Source organism: Alloacidobacterium dinghuense (assembly GCF_014274465.1).
In the GTDB taxonomy this organism is placed as follows: Bacteria; Acidobacteriota; Terriglobia; order Terriglobales; family Acidobacteriaceae; genus Alloacidobacterium; species Alloacidobacterium dinghuense.
On the sequence record NZ_CP060394.1, the window covers coordinates 1,192,228 to 1,214,322 of the forward strand.

Below are 22,095 nucleotides of genomic sequence, written 5' to 3' on the forward strand. Positions count from 1 at the left end.
TCTATATGTTTTATCGCATCAGGATGCCAACAATCGAGGCGGACATCAGATTTGCCATCGTCCCCGCCAGCATGGCGCGCAATCCCAGCCGTGCCAGATCATTCCGGCGATTCGGAGCGAGCGCACCGATGCCTCCGATTTGAATGCCGATCGAACTCAAGTTGGCGAAGCCGCAAAGCGCAAAGGTTGCAATCGTGAAGGAGCGAAAGTCCATCATCGCCTTCTGTGTTCCCAGGAGGGAATAGGCCACTACTTCATTCAGCACCATGCGCGTTCCAAGCAAATTGCCTACGATTCGCACATCGTGCCACGGGACACCAATGACCCACGCTATAGGCGCAAAGAGCACGCCAAGAATCATATCGAGCTTGGACGGAAAAGGGATATGGTGTGGGCTGAGCCAGTTGTGTATCCCGCCAAGAATTCCATTCACCAGGGCAATCAGGGCCAGAAACGAAATGAGCATGATGGCGACATTAAAGGCGAGACGGCCTCCGTCAATGGTCCCACGCGCGATTGCTCCCAGCAGATTCTCCTCCTTGTGCTCAGCATCTTTGGGCATGTGGACAATGCCTTCCGTCGCAGGTGTCTCAGTCTCCGGCACAAGCATTTTCGAAATGAGAATCGTTCCCGGAGCTGTCATGATGACCGCAGCCAGCAAGTGCTGTGCCTCAATACCGTACAAAATGTAGGCTGCCATGATGCCGCCGGAAACGTGCGCCATGCCGCTAGTCATAATCGTCATCAGCTCGGATTGCGTCGCGTCCGGCAGAAATGGCCGAATGGTCAGAGGCGCCTCTGTCTGCCCCATAAAGATACTGGCAGCCACATTCAGGCTCTCCGCGCCGCTTACGCGCAAAGTGAGTTGCATGAGTCGGGCAAAGAGCCGAATCAGCAACTGCATGATGCCGAGGTGATAGAGGACCGCGAAGAAAGCAGAAATAAAGATGATCGTTGGCAACACCTGAAACGCGAAGATACTGCCAAAAGTGGAGTGCTGTTTGCCTAATTCGCCAAAGTCGAACGTCGAACCCACAAAGGCATACGACAATAGTCGGGTAACGGCATCACCGGCAACCGCAAGGACCTTTTGGCCCCACGAGAAGTCAAGGACGATGAACGCGAAGCAAATCTGTAGTCCTAAGCCCCAAATGACCGTACGCCAGCGGATAGCCCGCCGATTGGTAGAGAAAATCCATGCCAGGCCCAGCATGGTAAGCAGGCCCAGAATTCCGGTAAATCGCCCCAAATCGTTCTCCTATTCTCTTCATCCTATGGGCGATAGGCGTTTTCGAGGTACTGTTTTTTGTTTTCAACCGTAATCGTGTCCTGGATGAGTGGCTCAGTGGGGGGGGGCTCATCGGCAACCATCAGTGCTAGCCGCAACAGTATCTCCGGTTCAGCGAACCGCCCATCATAGTCTGCAAACAGCGTACACAGCGGCTTGCCAGCCTCGACCTTATCGCCCAGCTTGACATGCATCTCCAGTCCTGCGTGCGCCGAGACGGGCTCTCCTGCACGCTCGCGCCCTGCTCCAAGTCGCTGGACTGCCCAGCCCACCAGCGTGCAATCGACATGTGCCAGATAGCCTGATCGGTCGGCTACAAAATCCATGCGCGCGTGAGGATTATGGAATTTCTCAGGCTGGTCGAAGATTGCCGTGTCGCCACCCTGCGCCTCTACCATCTGCGTGAAGATCTTGAGTGCCTCGCCCGAGGTTAGAATCTGCTCGGCACGGTCGCGCCCCATTTCCGCACTGTCGCTGGCTCCGCCGAGGAAAATCATCCATCCCGCTAGTACTAGGGAGAGCTCCCGCAGGTCTTCGTTCAGGGGATGCCGCTTATCGGCTAACAAGTCGAGCGACTCTTGTATTTCGATCCAGTTGCCGGCAAAGCGTCCCAGCGGCTGATTCATATTCGTGAGCAATGCCGCCGTGCGTGTACCAGCGCGTTCTCCGATCTCCACCATCAGGGCTGCAAGAAAAAGAGCATCTTGCTTGTTCCGTAGGAAAGCTCCTGTGCCGGTCTTTACGTCAAGGACTAGGCCGTTCAGGCCGGCGGCAAGTTTCTTGCTCATGATCGATGCGCAAATGAGATACGGATTCTCTACCGTAGCTGTGCGATCGCGCAAACTGTAGAGAACTCGGTCGGCTGGAACAAGCTGATTGGTTTGGCCAACAATGCTCGCGCCGCATTTCGCGAGCACTTCCGCCATTTCCGCAAGGCTCAAGTGAGTCCGGTAGCCAGGAATGCTTTCGAGTTTGTCCAACGTGCCGCCGGTGTGGCCCAGAGCCCGTCCGCTGATCATGGGAACCACGAGCCCGGCAGCGGCTGCAATCGGAGCAATCAGAAACGATGTCTTATCTCCCACGCCTCCGGTTGAATGTTTGTCAACGGCAAAGCGCCTGAGCGGAGCAGGATCAAAGACAACTCCGGAAAGCCTCATCGACGTCGTCAATGCATCGACCTCTGCGAGGCTAAGACCGCGCAGAAATGCTGCCATCAGCCAAGCGGCCAGCTGTTCTTCGGGAATGCTTTCCGTGGCCGCTCCGCGCACGAGGAACTGGATCTCTGCGAGTGTAAGTTCTTCGCCGTCACGTTTCTTTCGGATCAGATCAACCGCGTGCATGCTCTTCCTTCGTCCAGTGGTGGAATATGTGGGGCAGTAGTTCTTTGAATGGAGCGGATGTGATGCCCTGATCGTCGGGGAAATAAACGACGGCATCGGAAGTGACGAACTCGCTTAGCATCTGGCGGCATGCACCACACGGAGGACTGGCAGCCTGATTCAGATTTGTAACGGCAATTGCGACGATCTTGTGCTGTGCTCCGCGTTCTGCGATCGCGCGGCACAACGCTGTGCGTTCCGCGCAGATGGTGAGGCCGTAGGAGATGTTTTCGACATTGCACCCGCTCACGATGGTGTCATCATCGAAGAGCAAGGCCGCTCCCACGCGAAACTTTGAATAAGGAGCATAAGCTTTCGCGGCGGCTGATTCGGCAGAGGCACGTAATTGTGCGGTAATTTCAGGCGTTAGATTTGCCATCATCCTGAGGCTAACGGCATTGCTCCCGGAGAGCAAGGCTGCTCAAGTTTACTGGTCTTCCACCCGATAGTAGAGGTGTGGACGAGTTGACGCGAGAATTTCTGATCGAAAGCCAGGAAGGATTGGACCGCATGGAGCGGTGCCTGACCGATCTGGAGGAACGCCCCGAGGACCGCGAGCTTCTGGCTGAGATCTTTCGTACTGTGCACACCATCAAGGGAACCACGGGTTTTCTCGGCTTTTTACGACTGGAATCGCTGGCTCATGCCGGAGAAAATCTGCTTGGTCTACTGCGCGACGGCAAGCTTCTGGCCAACGCAGACATTGTCAGTGGTCTGCTTGCCTTGCTCGATATCCTGCGCGAAATTCTTGGACAGATTGAAGCAAGCGGGAAGGAAGGCGGCGAGGATCATGCCGCGATGATCCATCGTCTGAACGCATTGCAGCAGCCTTCGACAGGTGAGAACAACGCGCAGACATCAGGAAGGTCTCTCGAAGATGTCTCGCTTCCCGAGGTGTGCTCTTCTCCGCATGCTGCCGCAAGAAAGAAGCGGGCGCGCAAACCAAAGGCTGCATCACCCGCTGCGATCACGCCGCTCAGTGACGCGGAGATCGCGAGGCCGCAAGAGGAAAGCAGGGCCATCGAGGTTTATCAAGCCGAGCCACAGATCGCGCAGGCGAGGGCAGCGGTGAACGCAGCCGAATCGACGCTGCGCGTCGACGTGGATCTGCTCAACCGCATGATGAATCTCGTGGGGGAGCTTGTGCTCACCCGAAATCAGATCCTGCAGATGGTCGGCGCCGATGCCAGCCTGGCCATGCTCTCGCGTCGCTTGGACATGGTAACAGCCGATCTGCGTGAAGCAGTGATGAAGGCGCGCATGCAGCCTGTCAGCCATGTCTTCTCGAAGTTTCCGCGCATGGTGCGCGATCTTGCGCAGCAGCTGAGCAAGCGGGTACGTCTGGTCATGGAAGGGCAGGAGACGGAACTCGACAAGAGCCTGCTCGAAGCCATCAAAGATCCGCTGACGCATTCTGTTCGCAACGCTATCGATCACGGCATCGAGTTGCCGCACCTCCGCGAGGCCGCCGGCAAAGACCTGGAAGGCACGCTGCGGCTGCGTGCCTATCAGGAGGGCAGCCACGTTGTCATCGAAGTCTCCGATGACGGTGGCGGCATGAAGGTTGAGCGCATCCGTGACAAAGCCCTTGAGCGCAAGTTGATCACCCGCGAACGCGCAGCGCAGCTTTCCGACCGCGAGTTGATGCAGTTGATCTTCTTGCCAGGATTCTCCACCGCTGAGGCCATTACGAATGTCTCCGGGCGCGGCGTCGGCATGGACGTGGTGCGCACCAACGTGGAGAAAATTGGTGGCAAGGTTGAGATCGACAGCCGTGTCGGCAAGGGAACAACGCTGCGCCTACGTATTCCGCTCACCCTGGCCATTGTGCCTGCCTTGATCGTGCACAGCCGAGGCCAGAGCTTCGCGTTGCCTCAGGGGGCTCTTTCTGAACTCGTGCACCTTTCTTCCGACCAGGTCAGCGCGCAAGTGGAGTGGATGGAGGGTGCGGCGCTGTACCGTTTGCGGGGCAAACTCCTCCCGCTGATCTTCCTTGGTTCTCTTCTTAAACAACATACGCGGTCAGAAGAGCCGCGTGAAGTATATATCGCCGTCTTGAATGCGGAAGGCCGCCGCTATGGCCTGGTGGTCGACAGCCTTGCGGACCCGGAAGAGATTGTGGTCAAGCCATTGTCGTCGGTGCTCAAGAGAATCGGTTTCTTTTCGGGAGCGACAGTGCTGGGCAACGGTGAGATGGCTTTGATTCTTGATCCCGGAGCAATCGCCACACAATCGAATATCGGCATGGCGCTTGAAGATGACGAGCCCGAGGTTCTGGGGGGAAATTTGAAGGAAGGAACTGCCGAATATCTGCTGATGCAATCCGCGAGCGAGCATTCGGCAGTACCTCTGGATAGCGTGTTACGGATTGAGCGCATTCCGCGTGGGCAAATGGAGTGGCTAAACGGTATCCCTGTCTTGCGTTTTGACGGCACACTTCTGCCGCTCAAAGACAGAACGGATGTTGGAGCAGAATCACCAGAGAGCGAGATGACGGTGGTCGTCTGCCGCGACGGGCAGCGTCACGTAGGAGTCGCCGTCACGCAGGTTCTAGACGTGGCTCCGGGCGAGTCTTTGACTGAGGCCGGAACCAATGCTGCGACGCAGGATGCCATCCTTTTAAAGGACAAAGTGACAAGCATCGTCGATCTTCGAAGCATCCCGGCATTGCACGGCACGCACCCGCTTTCGGGCGAATTCGTGGAGACATGGAAACCAGTTGGAATTGTTGAGATGTCCGCATGATGCCTACTCTACTACTGCAGACTGACGCACAGGACGAAGGCATCGAGATGTGTTCTGTTCGTGTGGGCCAGACGCTCTACGGCGTTCCTGTAACCCGCATTCTGGAAATTCTGGGAAGGCCTGCGAAGCAGCCTGTTCCACTTGCTCCCAGCTACATCGGCGGGTTGGTGCACTATCGTGGCGAGGTACTGACGGCTGTTTCGCTACGCAGGTTGGTGGATCTGCCGGAGCACGATGCCGTGGAAGACATCCTCGTCTTTGAAGGCGGCGATGGATACTTCGGCCTGTTGGTGGACGAGGTAGGTGAAGTGATGACGGTGCAGCCTGCGAATTTCGAGAGCAACCCCTCAACTCTCGATGATCGCCGCAAAGCGCTGTTTGCCGGAACTTACAAACTCAATAACGCTCTTCTGGTGATGCTCGATCCGGATCGTCTCGATCCGATGTGTCTTGCAGAAACATCCCCCGCTTGAGCGATGAGGGAAAGAATATGCGTGCGCTTATCGTCGATGATTCGCGTTCCATCCGAAGTTACTTGCGACTGCTTTTGGAAAAGCAGGGACTCGAATGCATCGAAGCAGAGGACGGACGGCTGGCGCTAGACGCGATGCAGAGGAACGGCGTCTGTGATCTTGCTCTCGTCGATGTCAACATGCCCGTCATGGGCGGGCTGGAATGCGTGAAGGCGATGCGAGGCAATCCGGAAACAAGGTCGATGAAGATCATGATGGTGACGTCGGAGGCAGACCATGCCTTCATCGAAGCTGCGCTTGAAGCCGGTGCGGATGAATACTTGATGAAACCTTTTGACGCTGACGCGCTCATCGACAAGCTCCAGATGATTGGCATCGCATAAGGTTCGATCTCGATGCCCCGACCAATTCGTGTCCTTGTAGTGGACGACTCCCTCGTGATGCGCAGCCTTCTGCGCATGGTGCTCGCCTCGGATCCCGCCATTGAGTTGGCAGGAATGGCGAAAGATGGTATCGAAGCTCTCGATGCCGTCGAGCGGCTTCGACCAGACCTCATTCTTCTGGACATTGAAATGCCGCGCATGAATGGCCTTGAAGTGCTGGCCGAACTGCGTTCACGGCACAGCACAGTAAAGATCATTATGTGCAGCACCCTCACACGTCGTGGCGCTCGCATCACCCTTGATGCGCTGGTGCAAGGGGCGACCGACTATGTTACAAAGCCGACCGTGCAGAATGGCGCTGCGGATGCAGTCGCTACGCTTATGCGTGAGCTTCTTCCGCGGATCAAAGCTCTGTTTCCAGCACCACAACTCAGCGTCATCCTCGCTGGTTACGCAGGAGGCAAAACCCGGCTGCAGAGGACGCCAGAGATTGTCGCGATTGGAGTGTCAACCGGAGGTCCTGCCGCTCTTCAAACCTTACTGCCTATGCTGCCTGCAGATTTCCCCGTTCCAATCGTCATTGTCCAGCACATGCCTCGGCTTTTTACTGCTCTTCTGGCCGAGAGACTGAATCGTGAATGTGCCCTCAATGTGCGCGAAGCGGCGACCGGCATGCTTCCCGAGCCCGGAACGGTCTCGATTGCTCGCGGAGACTGGCATCTCGAATTTGTCCAGACCCCATTTGGCTATGGACACTTACTTCATCTCTCGCAAGCCGCACCGGAGCACTACTGCCGTCCTTCGGTCGATATGCTTTTTCGTTCAGCCGCGCAGGTTTACAGCGATGCTGTGCTGGGCGTGGTACTCACCGGAATGGGTGCCGATGGCTTGGAAGGCTGCAAATCCATTCGCCGCGCAGGAGGAAGAATCCTCGTGCAGGACCGCGCGAGCAGCTCTGTTTGGGGCATGCCCGGTGTTGTTGCCGACGCCGGATTGGCAGATCGCATTCTGCCCCTTCCGTCCATCGCGGCCGAACTGATCCGTCTTTGTTCGTCACGTCACGCTACTCTCGCAGCGAAGGAGTGATTGCACATGCCTTCTACCGAGACGGATTACAGTTTCCTGCGAAAGTTTATCCAGAGCCGTTCAGAGAACATCCTTGATCCCTCACGCAACGATATTTTCGATGCGCGCCTCTATCGCCTGCTGCAAGTGCATGGCATGTCGGGCATCGATGACCTGGTCCGCAGGTTAAGACTTGCGGCGGATCCCATGCTTGATCAGGCAGTGGTCGAGGCTATGACGATCAATGAGACTAGTTTCTTCCGTGATCAGGCCCCATTCGAGTTATTGCGCAACGAGCTGCTGCCGAGACTGATCGAACGCCGTGGCCTGCAGCGCAGTCTGCGATTTTGGAGCGCTGCATGCTCCAGTGGTCAGGAAGCCTATTCATTGGCAATGCTCATTCGATACCATTTCCCTCAAATTGCCGAGTGGAAGATAGAGATCGTAGGCACGGACATTCATGCAGACATGATTCGCCGCGCACAGTCCGGCCGTTACCAACGCATGGAGATCAACCGCGGCTTGCCTGCTCGTCTCTTGCTCAAGTACTTCACGCGCGACGATGACGAATGGGAGGTCACACCGGAGCTGCGTTCTCTTTGTCACTTTCAGCAACGGAACCTGAGCCACACCTTACCAGCGCTGGATGTATACGACGGCATCCTCATGCGCAATGTGCTTTTCTACTTTTCCGACGCCACACGAAAACGCGTCCTTCAAAATGTTCACGTTGCCCTGCAGTCAGACGGATTCCTGATTCTCGGTTCGAGCGAGCAGCCCGCGCAACTCGATCTCTGGCAGCCGGCTCTTGACGACAAGACCTGCTACTACAGTCCGCGCTGAAACGTCGCGGCCCCTTCCATTGCATCAAAATGCCTGAGCATCTTATTGTGCAGGCGGATATCCTGCTTGCTGAGGCCATGGGTGGAGAAGCGGCGAATCAAGAAGATCGAGACGGACAACGCCGGTTTTAAGGAGGTGCTTCATCTCTTTCATCCGGTAACAGCAGATTGGTTTAGAGCCGTTTTCGACAAGCCCACCTCACCTCAGCGTCTCGGCTGGCCCGCAATCGCTCGGGGTGAGAGCACCTTGATCCTTGCTCCGACAGGAACAGGAAAAACGCTGACAGCATTTCTCTGGTGCCTGGATCGGCTCATGCTTCGACAGCGTGAGACAGCAGTGAAAGGATGCCGGGTCGTCTATATCAGCCCTCTCAAGGCGCTGGCCGTTGATGTGGAACGCAATCTACGCTCGCCTTTGGCTGGAATTGCGAACATGGCCCGGCAACGAGGCGCGGCCTTTTCTCAGCCGGAAATCAGCGTACGCACCGGGGATACTCCGCAAAAAGAGCGTAGCCGATTCCGTCGTCATCCTGCGGAAATTCTGATCACCACGCCGGAATCGCTGTATCTGCTTCTGACTTCTGAGTCAGCCGCATCTCTGCGCACCGTGGATACCGTCATTGTCGATGAAATCCATGCCCTTGTGCCCACCAAGCGGGGAGCCCATCTCGCTCTTAGCCTTGAACGCCTTGAAGCGATCACCGAGAAGCGCGTCCAGCGGATCGGTCTTTCCGCTACGCAACGCCCGCTTGAGGAGGTAGCACATTTTCTGGCAGGCTGTGATGGACCGCCACCATCAACAGCAAAGACAGACGATAATCTCACTGCGCTCGAAAAAGAATGGACCTCCGATGTCGATGCGATCGGCAAAGATCGAGCTCCGGCATTTCGCCCAGTCACCATCATCAACGCGAGCGAGCCCAAGAGACTTGAGCTTCGCATTGAAGTTCCAGTCGAGGATATGGCGAAGCTTGGCCAGCCAGAGGAGATACCGAGTGGCGCCGCATCTCAGGGGCCAAAGCGCACTTCCATTTGGAGCGCGATACATCCAAGACTCCTCGAAATTGTTCGCGAACGTCAGTCAACGCTCATCTTCGTGAATAATCGGCGAATCGCAGAACGCCTTGCCGGCGCGCTCAACGAACTTGCCAATGAACCGATCGCGCGTGCCCATCATGGCTCTCTAGCCGCTGCACAGCGTACCGAAATCGAAGAGCAACTCAAAGCGGGATCCATCAAGGCTCTTGTCGCCACTTCGACGCTTGAACTTGGCATCGACATGGGCGCGGTCGATCTCGTGGTCCAGGTGGAAGCGCCTCCTTCCGTCGCCAGCGGCATACAGCGCATCGGGCGAGCGGGCCACCAAGTAGGCGCGCCAAGCGAAGGCATCATCTTTCCCAAGTATCGTGCTGATCTCGTTGCCTGCGCCGCCGTGACGCGAGCCATGCATGAAGGGTTGGTTGAGTCGACGCGTTATCTGCGCAATCCGCTGGACGTGCTGGCCCAGCAGATCGTCGCTACGGTCGCGCAACCTCCGCGGACCTCTATTCCTCGGACAAAGGGCCAGCCGCCGGCAAACGCAGAAGTCTCCACGGCCGATCTGTTCCGCATCGTCACCAGCGCAGCGCCATTTGCCTCGCTCAGCCGCGGCGCCTTCGATGGAGTGCTCGATCTGCTCGCTGGCCGCTATCCTTCAGACGAGTTTGCAGAATTACGCCCTCGTATTACATGGGATCGAGTGCACGACATTATCACGCCGCGCGAGGGCGCAAAGAGCCTTGCCATCCTCAACGGTGGCACGATTCCGGATCGCGGTCTATATGGCGTTTTCCTTTCCGGCACCGAAGGCAAGCCTGTGCGGGTGGGAGAACTCGACGAAGAGATGGTCTTCGAAAGCCGCACTGGGGAAACATTCATTCTCGGCGCCTCGACTTGGCGCATTGATGAAATCACTCATGATCGTGTTCTCGTTTCGCCCGCTCCGGGTGAGCCGGGCAAGATGCCCTTCTGGCATGGAGACAGCGCCGGCCGCCCTCTCGAATTTGGCAAGCGCATCGGACAGTTGGTACGCGAACTGCGCGAGATGCCGAGGAACGCTGCGATCAGCCGCCTCGTTCGCGAGCACGATCTCGATCCGGTTGCCGCTGAAAATCTCATCCGTTTTCTCGCCGATCAGGAGATTGCGACTACCGCTGTCCCAGATGACCAGACCATCGTCATCGAGCGTGTGCGCGATGAACTGGGCGACTGGCGTGTCTGCGTGCTCACTCCCTTCGGCAATCGCGTTCACGCGCCGTGGGCCATGGCGATCAGCGGAAAACTCCGTGCCATGGGTGCAGTCGATGTAGAAACGATGTGGGCCGATGACGGATTCGTTCTCCGCTTTCCGGACACCGAAGCAGCGCCGGATTCCGGGATCCTGCTCCTCGATCCAGCGGAAGCATCTGATTTTGTTTTGCGTCAGCTTGGAACCACAGCACTCTTCGCGGCGAAATTTCGTGAAAGCTCGGCGCGAGCGCTTCTCCTGCCTCGACGTCGCGCGCAGGGCCGAGCGCCGCTCTGGCAGCAGCGCAAACGCGCCTACGACCTTCTCTCTGTGGCCGCGCGCTATCCCTCTTTCCCCATGTTGTTGGAGGCTTACCGCGAATGCGTACGGGATGTCTTCGATATGCCGGCATTTCTGGAAGTTTTACGCGCGATCGAAAAACGCCAGATTCGGGTTCACGTGGCTGATTCCCGCACCCCGTCGCCTTTTGCCTCATCGCTGCTCTTCAGCTACGTGGCGAACTACATCTATGACGGTGATGCTCCTTTGGCAGAGCGCCGGGCGCAAGCCCTCTCCATCGATCAGGAGCAGCTTCAGGATCTCCTCGGCGATGCCGATCTACGCGAACTCCTGGATGCCGATGCGATTGCCGAGGTAGAAGAGCAACTGCAGATGCTCGGAGAAAACTACCGTGCCCGATCGGCCGATGCCATGCACGATCTGTTGCTGCGCCTAGGCGATCTTTCACAAAAAGAGCTTTCGCTCCGGCTCGCTTCTCAGGACCTGCTTGCTTCTGTGGATAGGCTCTTGCGGGCAAAGCGTTTGCTGGAGATCAAGATCGCGGGCGAGAAACGCCTGATCCCAGTAGAAGACGCTGCGCGCTACCGCGATGCGCTCGGCATTCCGGTGCCTCCGGGAATTCCAAAGCAACTACTCGAACCGGTAGCCGCACCAAGGCTCGAACTGATTCGCCGCTATGCCCGCACTCACGGTCCGTTCACGTTACAGAATGTTTCGCAACGATTTGGTCTGGCTGAATCACAAGCAGAGTCAGTACTGCGCGCGTTGCTTCTCGATGGCCGCATCGTAGAAGGCGGCTTTCGTCCAGGCGGTGTCCACCGCGAATGGTGCGATGCGGAAGTGTTGCGCATGATTCGCAGAAAATCCTTGGCGCGGCTGCGAAAAGAAATCGAGCCCGTAGAACAGCAGATGCTTGCCCGGCTTGAGACGCACTGGCAAGGCGTTCTCCAGCGAAGACGCGGTCTCGATGCCCTGCTCGATACGATTGAAAATCTGCAGGGAGCACCACTTCCGGCATCTCTGTTGGAGTCGACGATCCTGCCGGCGCGCTTGGCGAAATACTCGCCCTCCGATCTCGATACTCTGATCGCTGCGGGAGAAATTATCTGGTGCGGGCTCGATCCCCTTGGAGAGCGCGACGGGCGCATTGCGCTTTATCTCGCCGACAAGATGACGGCTTTGTTCCCTCCCGCGCTCGCTAGACCCAACGAAAAAGATGGCCCAAGTTCTCGGGAAGAGGCAATCATCACGGCACTGCAACAAAGGGGAGCACTCTTTTTCAGCAAACTACATGAAACAGTTGGAGGCGGATATCCCGGAGAAACGCTGGACGCTCTTTGGAACATGGTATGGCGAGGCGTTGTTACGAACGACACATTTCACTCACTGCGCGCGTATGTAACCCGTCCATATACATCAAGGCCTACGAAACGCCAGCACAATGTTCAAAGCTTTCGCTCACGCCGAACCACACCGCCAAGCGCGCAAGGTCGTTGGGGTCTTCTGCCGGGTTCAACAGTCTCTCCAACAGAATGGAGTCACGCCATCGCGCAGCAATTGCTGAATCGATATGGCATCGTATCGCGCGAATCGGTAAAGCAGGAAAACATCCCGGGCGGCTTCAGCGCAATTTACGACGTACTGAAGGCTCTAGAAGAAAGCGGCCGCGTCCGTCGCGGTTACTTTGTTGCCGGTTTAGGAGCCACGCAGTTCGCGCTGCCTTCCGCGGTCGACCTTCTTCGGTCGCTGCGCGGCACTTCACAACCGGATCGAACGGAAATCCTATCGCTTGCTGCAACCGATCCCGCAAATCCATATGGCGCTGTGCTTCCGTGGCCAACGGTGCAGGTTGAAGGCGTCGACGAAAGTGGAATGCGCTCACTGGCGCGCAGCGTTGGAGCAACGGTCATCCTGCGCAATGGCGAACTCATCGGATATTTGCGCCGCAACAATCCGAATATCCTGGTCTTTCTGCCGTCCGATGAGCCGGAACGCGGGAATGCCGCGCGCGATCTCGCCGCATTTCTCGTCCATCTGGCGCTAGAGGAGATGCGTCAGGAAGGGGAGGCGCGCCATCGCGGTGGGTTGCTGATCTCAACCATCAATGGGCAGCCTGTGCATATGCATCCGCTGTCGCGCTTTCTGCAAGACGCGGGATTTCAGGCCGCTCCGCCTGGTTTCAACGTGCGCCGCATGCCGCCATTGCAGTCTGTTTCAGCCGAGGTGCAATAACCCGAGTGAGCATACCCCTGTCCAATAAATTATTGAAAATAAGCCATTTTCTCTGAGATTGCTCTACTTATTTCATTCCATTTAGCTTATGAGCATCTATTTGATTTTGAAAGGTTTACACCCAATAGAAAAACCCGCCTACTTTGAGGCGGGTTTTCAGAGCTTCTATATCCATTATAGCTGACTGGAAAGGAAAGTCGGCCAAATTGGGCGAGGTTTTTTCGCTTTGGAATGAAGCGGTTACAGGCTCGAAGGGGTTTTTCGCTCTTGACAGATTTCGTTAAGAAGCCTGGCAGGTCGTCACACCGGAATCGGTGTGCGGATCGCATTGGGGGCGACGCGCGGCCAAGTGTCGCGAATTGGCTTGATGTGACAAGATTCGCCACTGAAGGAACGCATACGGGAAATCCAGGCATACGCTCATCGGCTATTGGGGATTGGGCTGGGGCTGTGGTTGTTGCTGCTGGTCATCCTTTTTGCCGCTGCCAAACAGGCGGGCGAAAAATCCGCGCTTCTTCTTGGGCTGCTGCGTTTGTGTTTGCTGATTGTCCGCTACGGCTCCTTGTGCAGGATTCGACGGAGGATTCATTGGTCTCACCGGTTGCGGGACAGGCTGTTGCGCCTGAGCTGGCGGTGGAGGCCCGACGGGTTTTTCGCCAAGCCCGAAGATCTTTTGGAAAAGATTTCGCTGGTCACCGTTCGAGTGGTCGCAGGTGTCGGTGGGTTGTGTTCCATCCAGAAAAGCGGCGGCATAAGAATTGCCTGGGCAAGCTGCGTCGGCAATAAGGTTGGTGCCTTTGTCCAGTTGCACCTCAGTCACGCCTTCCGGAGCCACAAAATCCTTTGTGTCCGAATATTCCGGCAGCGCAACAGCACGCTTCATGAATTCAGCCCAGATCGGGGCTGCTGCTTTTGCTCCGTCAAGCTTGATGTCGCTGTAGTCGTCATTACCCACCCAAACGATGCACAGCAGATTCGAGGTGTATCCGGCAAACCAGGCATCGTTCGACGTTCCGGTCTTGCCAGCCGCTGGAGCAGAGAATCCCATGGCGCGGACACCGGCAGCTGTACCGTGGTTAATGACATTTTCCATCAGGCTGGTTGTCAGATATGCAACGCGCGGATCCAGAATCGGCTTGCTGGTTGGTGCATAGTCGCTGATCACATCACCGTTCGCATTGCGTATCGAGGCAAGCATCCAAGGATCGATCTTTACCCCGGCATTGGCGAAGACAGTGTATGCGCCTACCATTTCAAGTGGAGTGGCGTCATATGCCCCGATGGCTACGGAAGGCGTTCCTCGCGCGGATTTGATGCCGGCGTCACGCGCCAAAGAAGCCACATTGTTGAATCCCACCATCTGCGCAAGAGCAATCGTCGCAACATTCTGTGATTGCTGTAATGCAAACCGGGCCGTAATCTCACCGTATTCTTCGTTGTGATAATTGTGCGGAGTATATTCCTGGTCGCCGATCGTGTATGTTGTCGGTTCATCGTTCAGCATAGTGACAGGAGTGAAGACCCCGCTCACACCGTCGCTATTCGTGAGCTGCGCTCCCGACAGGCTGGTGTTAAACGCCGCCGCGTAGACGAACGGCTTGAAGATCGATCCTGTGGGGCGATGCGCTACCGCATGATTCAACTGGCTCATTCCATAGTTGCGCCCGCCCACAAGTGCCAGTACTTGCCCCGTATGAGGATTGAGCGCGATCAGAGCTACCTGCGGGTACACAATGTTGCTGTCGACAGTTGCCGGAGCATTCTTGGATGCGCGGTGCGTGTGCATCTTCGTCACCAGGTCATCCACGCGCTTCATACCCTCATTGATGGCTTCGCTAGCGGTAGCCTGCAGCTGAGGATCGAGAGATGTATAAATCCGCAGGCCTTGCTGGTTGTATTCCGCATCACCGAGCTTTTGCACGATCTGGTCACGCACCAGGTCAACAAAGTAAGGAGCCTCATTCGCATCTACGCTCTGCGTCGCCAGTTTCAGCGGACTAGCTTTAGCCTCCTCTGCCTGCTCCTTGGTAACACTTCCCGTTTCGACCATCGCATCCAGCACAACGTTGCGGCGTTCAAGCGCTCGCGTCGGGTGCCGGTAAGGATTAAGGCGGCTCGGGCTCTGAATCAACCCAGCCAGCAAAGCACATTCCTGCAGGTTCAACTGACGCACATCCTTACCGAAATATGCCTGCGCAGCTTCGCCAAATCCATTGATGGCAAAGCTGCCCTGCTGCCCCAGAGGAATCTGGTTGGCGTACATCTGAAAAATCTGTTGCTTCGTGAAGCGGTGTTCAAGCTGGAACGTAATAACAATCTCGATCAGTTTGCGTCTGAAGCGCTTTTCAGGTGACAGGAAGAAGCCGCGCGCGAGTTGCATCGTGAGGGTCGATCCGCCCTGACGATACCGGTGCGAGAGCAGGTCACTGCGCATGGCGCCCAGCAGGCGGACATAATCGACGCCTCCATGCTCAAAGAACCTGCGATCTTCAATCGAGGTCACAGCCAGAATCAGATCGTGCGGCAACTCATCGTAAGTCACCAGCCGCCGTTTCGTACGGGTCTGGTCGGAAAGTCCGGTGACGAGTAAGGGCTCGAGCTCATAGGCGGCAAGCTGTTCCCCATTGGCGTCCGTGATCTGATTTACGGTGCTGCCTTCAAAGCTGATCGTCGCGCTGTCTGGTGCATGATAGGACTGCGCACCAGGATGAACGGTGATACTCCGTGCATTGAGCGAATACGTTCCCATGGGCGACACGGGACTGGCGCCATCTTCTGTATAGCCGGCTGAGCGCAGTTCCTGCGCCACAAAACTGGCAGTCAGCTTTTGCCCCGGCCGAACCTCATGGGGTGCGGCGTAAATCTTCGCCGTATTCGTGAACAGCGGTCTTTCCAGCCGTTCGTCAACAATATGTTTGTACTTGTTGTAGTAGAAGCTAAAAACAAGAAGAAAGAAGAGAGCGACAATGCCTACCGCTACGCCTGCTATTTTGAGCACCATGCGATTAAGTGGCTTGCCAGAGAAAGATCGGGGGGCGAGTTTTACTTTCAGGGCCAATGCGGACTACCACCTTCAATTCTAACGGTTCCAGGCCGTTTCACGCCTCGGTCCCACGGCTGCAGCGAACCCCACAGGTGCAACCTGCTGGTCTGGAATGTCGAGAGAGCCATCTGTAAGACGCGGAATCGAAGAAAGAAGTAGTCTCGATTCCTCCGCTTGAGGCCGGAAAGGTTGTATTACCTAATCAGGTTCCTCTCCGGCCGCAGTTGTTTTTGCGCTAGCGTTTGCCTTCCATCAAGTAACCAAATCCGGCGGACAGCACATTTTCCAGTGCTGCTAGAATGGTCCGCACCTTTGCGCTGCGGAGCCAGCATGACACTATTTCGCACCGTAGTTTTCTGGTTGAGTTTCCCTATAGCTGTCTCGGCATTAGCGCAACCATCTCAGGCGCCAGTTGGTCCTGCCCCCGTTCTACAGCCAACGCATGCAGACCAGCAGACATTACCGACTGTTCCTGCTGGCGGCCATGCCCTCGATGCCTCCGATCTGCAGGCGTTTTTTGATGGAATACTCCCCATGCAACTGGAGCGCAGCGATATTGCCGGGGCAGCCGTTCTGGTGATGAAGGACGGCAACGTCTTGCTGCAGAAGGGCTACGGTTACGCGGACGAGAAGACGAAGAAGCCGGTCGATCCCAACACAACCATCTTCCGTCTCGCATCCATTTCCAAGCTGTTCACCTGGGTCTCCATCATGCAGCTTGAAGAGCAGGGCAAGCTCAACCTCGACACAGATGTCAATCAGTATCTTGATTTCAAAATTGAGCCAGCCTTCGGAAAGCCGATTACGCTGCGCAACCTGATGACGCACACCGGAGGATTCGAAGAGGTTCTACGCGACATCATCATTACCGACCCGAGGTGGGCGCTCAGCCTTCGAGATTATCTAATCCAGAACCAGCCTCGCAGACTATTTCCACCGGGAGTCGTTCCCGCCTATTCCAACTATGGCGTCGGTCTGGCCAGTTACATTGTCCAGCGTGTGAGCGGAGAACCGTTCGAGCAATACGTCGCCGACCACATCTTTAGCCCGCTGGGAATGACGCATTCGACGTTCTACGAGCCACCGCACCAAGCTCTGTCGTCCCTGCCTTCCGAGGGATATCGCGGCAACACAGAAAAGCCTGCGGTAGGCTTCGAGATTTTCAACCCAGTCGGCGCAGGCGGGCTCTCTTCTACCGCTTCTGATATGGGACGTTTCGGCATGGCCCTGCTGAACGGCGGAGAACTCGACGGGCAGCGCATCCTCAAGCCTGAAACACTCGCCCAGATGTGGACTCCGCAGTTTCGCGCCAATGACCAGATGCCACCCCTCTGCATGGGTTTTTATCAAACGTGGCGCAACAACCTGCGTTGGATTGGCCATGAGGGCGACTTGATCGCATTTCACAGTCTTTTTTTCGTCGAGCCTAAAGAAAAGCTCGTGCTCTTCGTTTCCTATAATTCAGCGGGCGCTGGGGACAAACCGCGGCCTGAAATCATCGATATGTTTTCCGATCGGTATTTTCCGGGCAACAGCAAGCAGACATTCGTCAACCTGCCGCGTTATGAACTCGACGCGATTGAGGGAACATACCAGAGCACGCGTCGTGCAGACAGCACCAGGCTGAGACTCGGAGACCTCTTCAATCAACACAGCGCAAAAGTCGACAAGGACGGAGTTCTTCATATCGAGGACATCACGGATCTTCGCAATCATCCCATCAAGTGGAAGCCGATCGGCAAAGATCTCTGGCAGGAGATCGACGGCCAACGCAAGCTTTTCGCAATTCGCGATGAGCGGGGAAGAGTGATTCGACTGGCCCACGATTTCCCCGGCGTGCAAGGCCAGCGCGTATCTTGGTATGACAACAGTAAGTTGGTGTTGACTGCTGCAGGAGCAAGTCTCGCCATTCTTTTGGCAGTGGTTATTGCATCGCTGAGCCGGCTGTGTCGAAGAATTGTTCTGCGGAAGCGGAGCAAGCCCGCACCGCAATCGGGAACCAAGTGGCTTCCATTCATCTCACAGACAGCCGCATGGGTATGGGTCGTAATGTTGTCGGCCATTGCTGGTTTCTTTGCCGCAAAAGGGGACGACTTTTTGCCGCCAACACCGGCATGGGATAAGTATTTTTTCCTGATCAATCTCGTGACAGCATTGGCTTTGATGCTGAGCTTTTGTGCAATCTTTTCGGGAATTCGCATCTGGAAGCGGGCTGGCATCCGTAACATCACGCGGGTAAAGTACTCACTCGTCGCTCTGGCCTGCCTGCTCCTGAGCGTCCTTGCTATCCACTGGAATCTCATTGGACCGGTAAAGCGCATTTGAGCGCCAGAAGAGCAGGGAATTGGCGGCGATGATTCCCTCAGCAGTGCACTATTTCTTGCTGGCATTTGCAAGACGTGCTACAAACAAAATCACCTTGCGCTGTAACACGGCCTGCATAAAGGTTGGTTCGAGACATTTGAAAGTGAATTGGGAAACGGTTCGATCGCAACCTCAGGACATCGTGTTTCCACAACGGCGCAGGTAGCTCGGGAACGGTCAAGGGTGTTGATGAGTACAACGCTTCCGCAAGGCCATTCGCAGAACCCGCTGCTGCGCGAGTATTGCCTGGACCGTGCCTATGATGAGATGTTCGGCGCGGACGGTGAAATCCGGCCTCAGTATGAAGCGCTCCTGAAGGTCCTCACTTCGTTACCTCCGGAAGAGTTGCAGCGTCGCAAGCACTATGCCGACGTCTCGTTCCTGATGCAGGGCATCACCTTCACGGTCTACGGTCAGGAAGAAGGAACGGAGAGAATTTTTCCCTACGATCTCCTTCCGAGACTGATCAGCGCTGAGGATTGGGATCGTATTGAATGCGGGTTGACCCAGCGCATCACTGCGCTGAATCTGTTTCTCCACGATGTTTACCACGAGGGAAAAATTCTCGCCGAAGGCGTCGTCCCGCGCGAAATAGTGTACAGTTGCCAGCATTTCCGCCGCCAGATGCGCGGGTTGCAAGTGCCGCGCAATGTCTACGTCGCAGTTGCCGGGACCGATTTGCTGCGCATGGAGAACGGTGAGTTCGTCGTCCTCGAAGACAACCTGCGTGTGCCAAGCGGTGTCTCGTACATGCTGAACAATCGTCGCGTGCTGAAGCGAACGCTTCCGCATCTCTTCCGCAGCTACGGCGTGCGTCCCATCGAGAACTACACGCAGGCGTTGCTCGGAACCTTGCGTTCATTGGCGCCGGAAGGCCGACCCGAGCCTTCGATTGTCCTACTCACGCCCGGCGTCTATAACTCCGCTTACTTCGAACATACCTACCTTGCTCGGCAAATGGGCATCGAACTGGTAGAAGGCCGTGACCTGGTAGTACACGACAACATTGTGTACATGCGTACCACCGGCGGCTTGAGACGAGTCGACGTGATTTATCGTCGCGTAGACGACGACTTCATCGATCCATTGTCGTTCCGCCCAGACTCGATCCTGGGCGCTCCTGGATTGTTCAACGCCTATCGTGCCGGCAACGTCACCCTGGCAAATGCCTTCGGCACAGGAGTAGCTGACGACAAGGCTCTGTATGCCTACGTGCCGCAAATCATCCGCTTCTATCTCGATCAGGACCCGATCCTGAATAACGTCGAAACATATATCCTCGCCGACGCCAAGCACCGTCAGCACGTGCTCGCAAACCTCGACAAGCTTGTCATCAAAGCCGTGGGCGAGTCCGGCGGCTACGGCATGCTGATCGGTCCACACAGCACCAAGCAGGAGCGTGAAGAGTTCAGGCGGCGCATTGAAGCGAATCCGCGAAACTATATTGCGCAGCCCACGCTCTCGTTTTCTCGGGCTCCATGTTTCCAGGAAGACGGCAGCATCGAGCCGCGTCACGTCGACCTGCGACCCTACATCCTGTTCGGAGATAAGGTGACCATTGTTCCAGGAGGCCTCACACGCGTCGCTCTTCGCAAAGGATCACTCGTCGTAAACTCGTCTCAAGGCGGCGGCAGTAAAGACACCTGGGTACTGAGTCAATAACGCTATGCTTTCTCGTGTTGCCGACAGCCTCTACTGGACCAGCCGCTATCTGGAGCGCGCCGAGCATACTGTGCGCCTGATCGACATCAATCTGGGCCTGATGCTCGACAAATCGCACACCAGCGCTGAGCGCCGCTGGCAGCGGGTGCTTGCCGCGCTTGGAAATCCGTCGGATATTCACTGGACAGGCGACGCCTACCGACTGGTGCAGGATATTTGTTTCGAGGCCACGAGTCCAAATTCTGTAGTGAATTGCATCATCTCTGCGCGCGAGAACGCGCGGCAGATACGCGAAGAGATCAGCACCGAACAATGGCAGCGTTTGAACCGTCTCTTCCACGAGGTTTCGCGCGCCCGAACGGAGCGATATTCCGATCTGCAGTTTGCTGAATTCCTGCCCACTGTCATCGATGGCGTTCATCTCTTCCAGGGAGTAACCGATACAACTCTCAGCCATGGAGAAGGTTGGCAATTCCTCCAGGTTGGACGCTTTCTGGAACGCGCATCAGCAACCGCGATGTTGCTGGACGTATACCACCGCGAAGTCACGCGCTCCCCCGAAGAGTCAGTCGACGCGTATGAATATCTCGAATGGGTGGGCCTGCTGCGCAGTTGCACCGCGTTCGAAGCGTACTGCAAAGTCTATACTGCAGATTTAACCTACGAAAGAATGCTCGAGTTTCTCCTGCTAAACGCCGATTTTCCGCATTCGATTCGCTATTCCATCGACCATTTGCATCGGTCACTGACTGCGATTCAGCAGGAGAGCCATCAGCTGAATGTCGATGAACTCATGCGCGTCTCGGGCAAACTCCGCACGGTGCTTGGTTACGATCAAATCTCGGATGTCTTCACCGCCGGCCCGGGCAACTATCTGCGTCGCATTCTGCAGGAGTGCCACCGCATCCATGACCTGATCTACGAGGTCTACATTCAATATTCAGTGCAGACAGCGCTGGCCCTATAACGAAGAGGAGCAGCTATGCCGTTCTATTCCGTGCGGCACCTTACAAAGTTTGTCTACAGCAATCCCGTGAACGAGAGCGTGAGCGAGGTGCGCATGCATCCGCGCAACGACTCGAACCAGCGTTGCCTCAGTTTTTCTCTGTCTGTGAGCCCTCGCTGTCGCGTATTTTCGTATCGCGATCATCTGGGCAATCACGTGCACCACTTCGACATTCCGGGGCAGCACGAGCAACTGGTCATGATTAGCGAATCGCTGGTGGAGCACCAGCCCCTTTCGAATATTCCATCCTTTCTCGCGCCGGACGCATGGAAGGAACTGGATGTCCTCGTCGCAGCAGGTGATTACTGGGAGATGTTGCTTCCGAGCGAGTTTGCCACGCCCACAACGGCGCTACAGGATCTCGCAAAAAGACTGAATGTAGTGCGACGCGATGATCCATTGATGATGCTGCACGAGTTGAACGCGAAGCTCTACGAATATTTCAGCTACGCCCCGCGCAGCACGAGCGTCGATTCGCCTATCGATGAGGCTTTGACCACACGCGAAGGTGTCTGCCAGGACTTTGCCCACGTAATGATTGCGCTCGTGCGAAGCCTGGGCATTCCCTGTCGCTACGTCAGCGGCTATCTGCATCACCGCAAGCAGGATCACGACCGCTCCACGCACGACGCTACGCATGCATGGGTAGAAGCCTTTCTGCCGCATTTGGGCTGGGTAGGTTTTGACCCGACTAATTATCTGATCGCCAGCGATCGTCACATCCGCACAGCGTTGGGTCGAGACTATGCCGATGTTCCTCCGAGCAAGGGCATATTCCGTGGTCGTGCGAATGGCCAGCTCTTTGTCGCTGTGCGCGTAGAAGCCTCCGACCGGGCTCTATCACTCGATCAGGAGATGCCGATCCCAGAAGACTGGACGATGCTCGTCGAAAAAGCGCAAGCTCCGCCCCCGCCGCCCGCCGAACCGCTGTTGCTCATCCAGGCACAGCAACAGCAGCAACAGTAGGCATACCGCTATACGGGAATAGCAGCCATGCTCTGCCCTTACACTGGCAGTTGCCAATAAAGCAGTCATTGTCTGTCTCGG

Annotated in this window: 14 protein-coding genes; 10 read left to right on the forward strand and 4 right to left on the reverse strand. The window is 56.3% G+C overall.

Translation table 11 applies throughout. The features are described from left to right. Positions 1-10 precede the first annotated feature (10 nt). From H7849_RS04815 to H7849_RS04825, 3 genes are read right to left on the reverse strand one after another with little or no spacing between them, the layout of a single operon-like run. Complete coding sequence (locus H7849_RS04815; RefSeq protein ID WP_186744601.1) at positions 11-1,249, reverse strand: NupC/NupG family nucleoside CNT transporter; 1,239 nt, start codon at positions 1,247-1,249, stop codon at positions 11-13. 23 nt (positions 1,250-1,272) lie between these two features. Continuing rightward, on the reverse strand, positions 1,273-2,628 hold the full coding sequence (locus tag H7849_RS04820) for a thymidine phosphorylase (RefSeq protein ID WP_186744603.1): 1,356 nt from the start codon (positions 2,626-2,628) through the stop codon (positions 1,273-1,275). After that, positions 2,615-3,049: a cytidine deaminase gene (locus tag H7849_RS04825; RefSeq protein WP_251106615.1), complete on the reverse strand. Its 435-nt coding sequence runs from the start codon at positions 3,047-3,049 to the stop codon at positions 2,615-2,617. Before H7849_RS04825 ends, H7849_RS04820 begins: the two co-directional genes overlap by 14 nt. Before the next feature lie 74 nt (positions 3,050-3,123). On the opposite strand from H7849_RS04825, the gene H7849_RS04830 reads away from it, so the two are divergent. The 6 genes from H7849_RS04830 (at position 3,124) to H7849_RS04855 (ending at position 12,973) form a co-directional block, all read left to right on the forward strand. Continuing rightward, the gene (locus H7849_RS04830; RefSeq protein WP_251106616.1) at positions 3,124-5,412 is read left to right on the forward strand and encodes a chemotaxis protein CheA; all 2,289 of its coding nucleotides are present in this window, start codon (positions 3,124-3,126) and stop codon (positions 5,410-5,412) included. Next, positions 5,409-5,885 (forward strand): chemotaxis protein CheW, encoded by a 477-nt coding sequence (locus tag H7849_RS04835; RefSeq protein WP_186744607.1) that lies wholly within the window; start codon positions 5,409-5,411, stop codon positions 5,883-5,885. Before H7849_RS04830 ends, H7849_RS04835 begins: the two co-directional genes overlap by 4 nt. A gap of 17 nt (positions 5,886-5,902) precedes the next feature. Beyond that, the gene (locus H7849_RS04840) at positions 5,903-6,268 is read left to right on the forward strand and encodes a response regulator (RefSeq protein WP_186744609.1); all 366 of its coding nucleotides are present in this window, start codon (positions 5,903-5,905) and stop codon (positions 6,266-6,268) included. A gap of 12 nt (positions 6,269-6,280) precedes the next feature. After that, positions 6,281-7,354, forward strand: a complete 1,074-nt coding sequence (locus tag H7849_RS04845; RefSeq protein WP_186744611.1) for a protein-glutamate methylesterase/protein-glutamine glutaminase — start codon at positions 6,281-6,283, stop codon at positions 7,352-7,354. 6 nt (positions 7,355-7,360) lie between these two features. Then, the gene (locus tag H7849_RS04850; protein ID WP_186744613.1) at positions 7,361-8,176 is read left to right on the forward strand and encodes a CheR family methyltransferase; all 816 of its coding nucleotides are present in this window, start codon (positions 7,361-7,363) and stop codon (positions 8,174-8,176) included. Positions 8,177-8,257: 81 nt separating this feature from the next. Next, positions 8,258-12,973 carry an Lhr family helicase gene (locus H7849_RS04855; RefSeq protein WP_186747206.1) on the forward strand — a complete coding sequence of 1,572 codons (4,716 nt, stop codon included), beginning with the start codon at positions 8,258-8,260 and terminating at the stop codon, positions 12,971-12,973. Positions 12,974-13,400: 427 nt separating this feature from the next. On the opposite strand, the gene H7849_RS04860 is transcribed toward H7849_RS04855, so the two are convergent. Continuing rightward, complete coding sequence (locus tag H7849_RS04860; RefSeq protein ID WP_186744614.1) at positions 13,401-15,974, reverse strand: PBP1A family penicillin-binding protein; 2,574 nt, start codon at positions 15,972-15,974, stop codon at positions 13,401-13,403. Positions 15,975-16,346: 372 nt separating this feature from the next. On the opposite strand from H7849_RS04860, the gene H7849_RS04865 reads away from it, so the two are divergent. The 4 genes from H7849_RS04865 (at position 16,347) to H7849_RS04880 (ending at position 22,014) form a co-directional block, all read left to right on the forward strand. Further along, the gene (locus H7849_RS04865; protein ID WP_186744616.1) at positions 16,347-18,341 is read left to right on the forward strand and encodes a serine hydrolase domain-containing protein; all 1,995 of its coding nucleotides are present in this window, start codon (positions 16,347-16,349) and stop codon (positions 18,339-18,341) included. A 228-nt stretch (positions 18,342-18,569) separates the two neighbouring features. Beyond that, the gene (locus H7849_RS04870) at positions 18,570-20,042 is read left to right on the forward strand and encodes a circularly permuted type 2 ATP-grasp protein (protein WP_186744618.1); all 1,473 of its coding nucleotides are present in this window, start codon (positions 18,570-18,572) and stop codon (positions 20,040-20,042) included. A gap of 4 nt (positions 20,043-20,046) precedes the next feature. Then, positions 20,047-21,009, forward strand: coding sequence for an alpha-E domain-containing protein (locus H7849_RS04875; RefSeq protein WP_186744619.1), 963 nt, complete (start codon positions 20,047-20,049; stop codon positions 21,007-21,009). Between the two features lie 15 nt (positions 21,010-21,024). After that, positions 21,025-22,014: a transglutaminase family protein gene (locus tag H7849_RS04880; protein WP_186744621.1), complete on the forward strand. Its 990-nt coding sequence runs from the start codon at positions 21,025-21,027 to the stop codon at positions 22,012-22,014. The last annotated feature ends 81 nt before the right edge of the window (positions 22,015-22,095 follow it).

Bases quoted from the DNA above. Each gene is read 5' to 3' on its own strand.
- H7849_RS04825 (WP_251106615.1), bottom strand. From the start codon at position 3,049: ATGATGGCAAATCTAACGCCTGAAATTACCGCACAATTACGTGCCTCT.
- H7849_RS04870 (WP_186744618.1), top strand. From the start codon at position 18,570: ATGAGTACAACGCTTCCGCAAGGCCATTCGCAGAACCCGCTGCTGCGC.
- H7849_RS04850 (WP_186744613.1), top strand. From the start codon at position 7,361: ATGCCTTCTACCGAGACGGATTACAGTTTCCTGCGAAAGTTTATCCAG.
- H7849_RS04820 (WP_186744603.1), bottom strand. From the start codon at position 2,628: ATGCACGCGGTTGATCTGATCCGAAAGAAACGTGACGGCGAAGAACTT.
- H7849_RS04865 (WP_186744616.1), top strand. From the start codon at position 16,347: ATGACACTATTTCGCACCGTAGTTTTCTGGTTGAGTTTCCCTATAGCT.
- H7849_RS04880 (WP_186744621.1), top strand. From the start codon at position 21,025: ATGCCGTTCTATTCCGTGCGGCACCTTACAAAGTTTGTCTACAGCAAT.
- H7849_RS04860 (WP_186744614.1), bottom strand. From the start codon at position 15,974: ATGGTGCTCAAAATAGCAGGCGTAGCGGTAGGCATTGTCGCTCTCTTC.
- H7849_RS04875 (WP_186744619.1), top strand. From the start codon at position 20,047: ATGCTTTCTCGTGTTGCCGACAGCCTCTACTGGACCAGCCGCTATCTG.
- H7849_RS04835 (WP_186744607.1), top strand. From the start codon at position 5,409: ATGATGCCTACTCTACTACTGCAGACTGACGCACAGGACGAAGGCATC.
- H7849_RS04845 (WP_186744611.1), top strand. From the start codon at position 6,281: ATGCCCCGACCAATTCGTGTCCTTGTAGTGGACGACTCCCTCGTGATG.
- H7849_RS04840 (WP_186744609.1), top strand. From the start codon at position 5,903: ATGCGTGCGCTTATCGTCGATGATTCGCGTTCCATCCGAAGTTACTTG.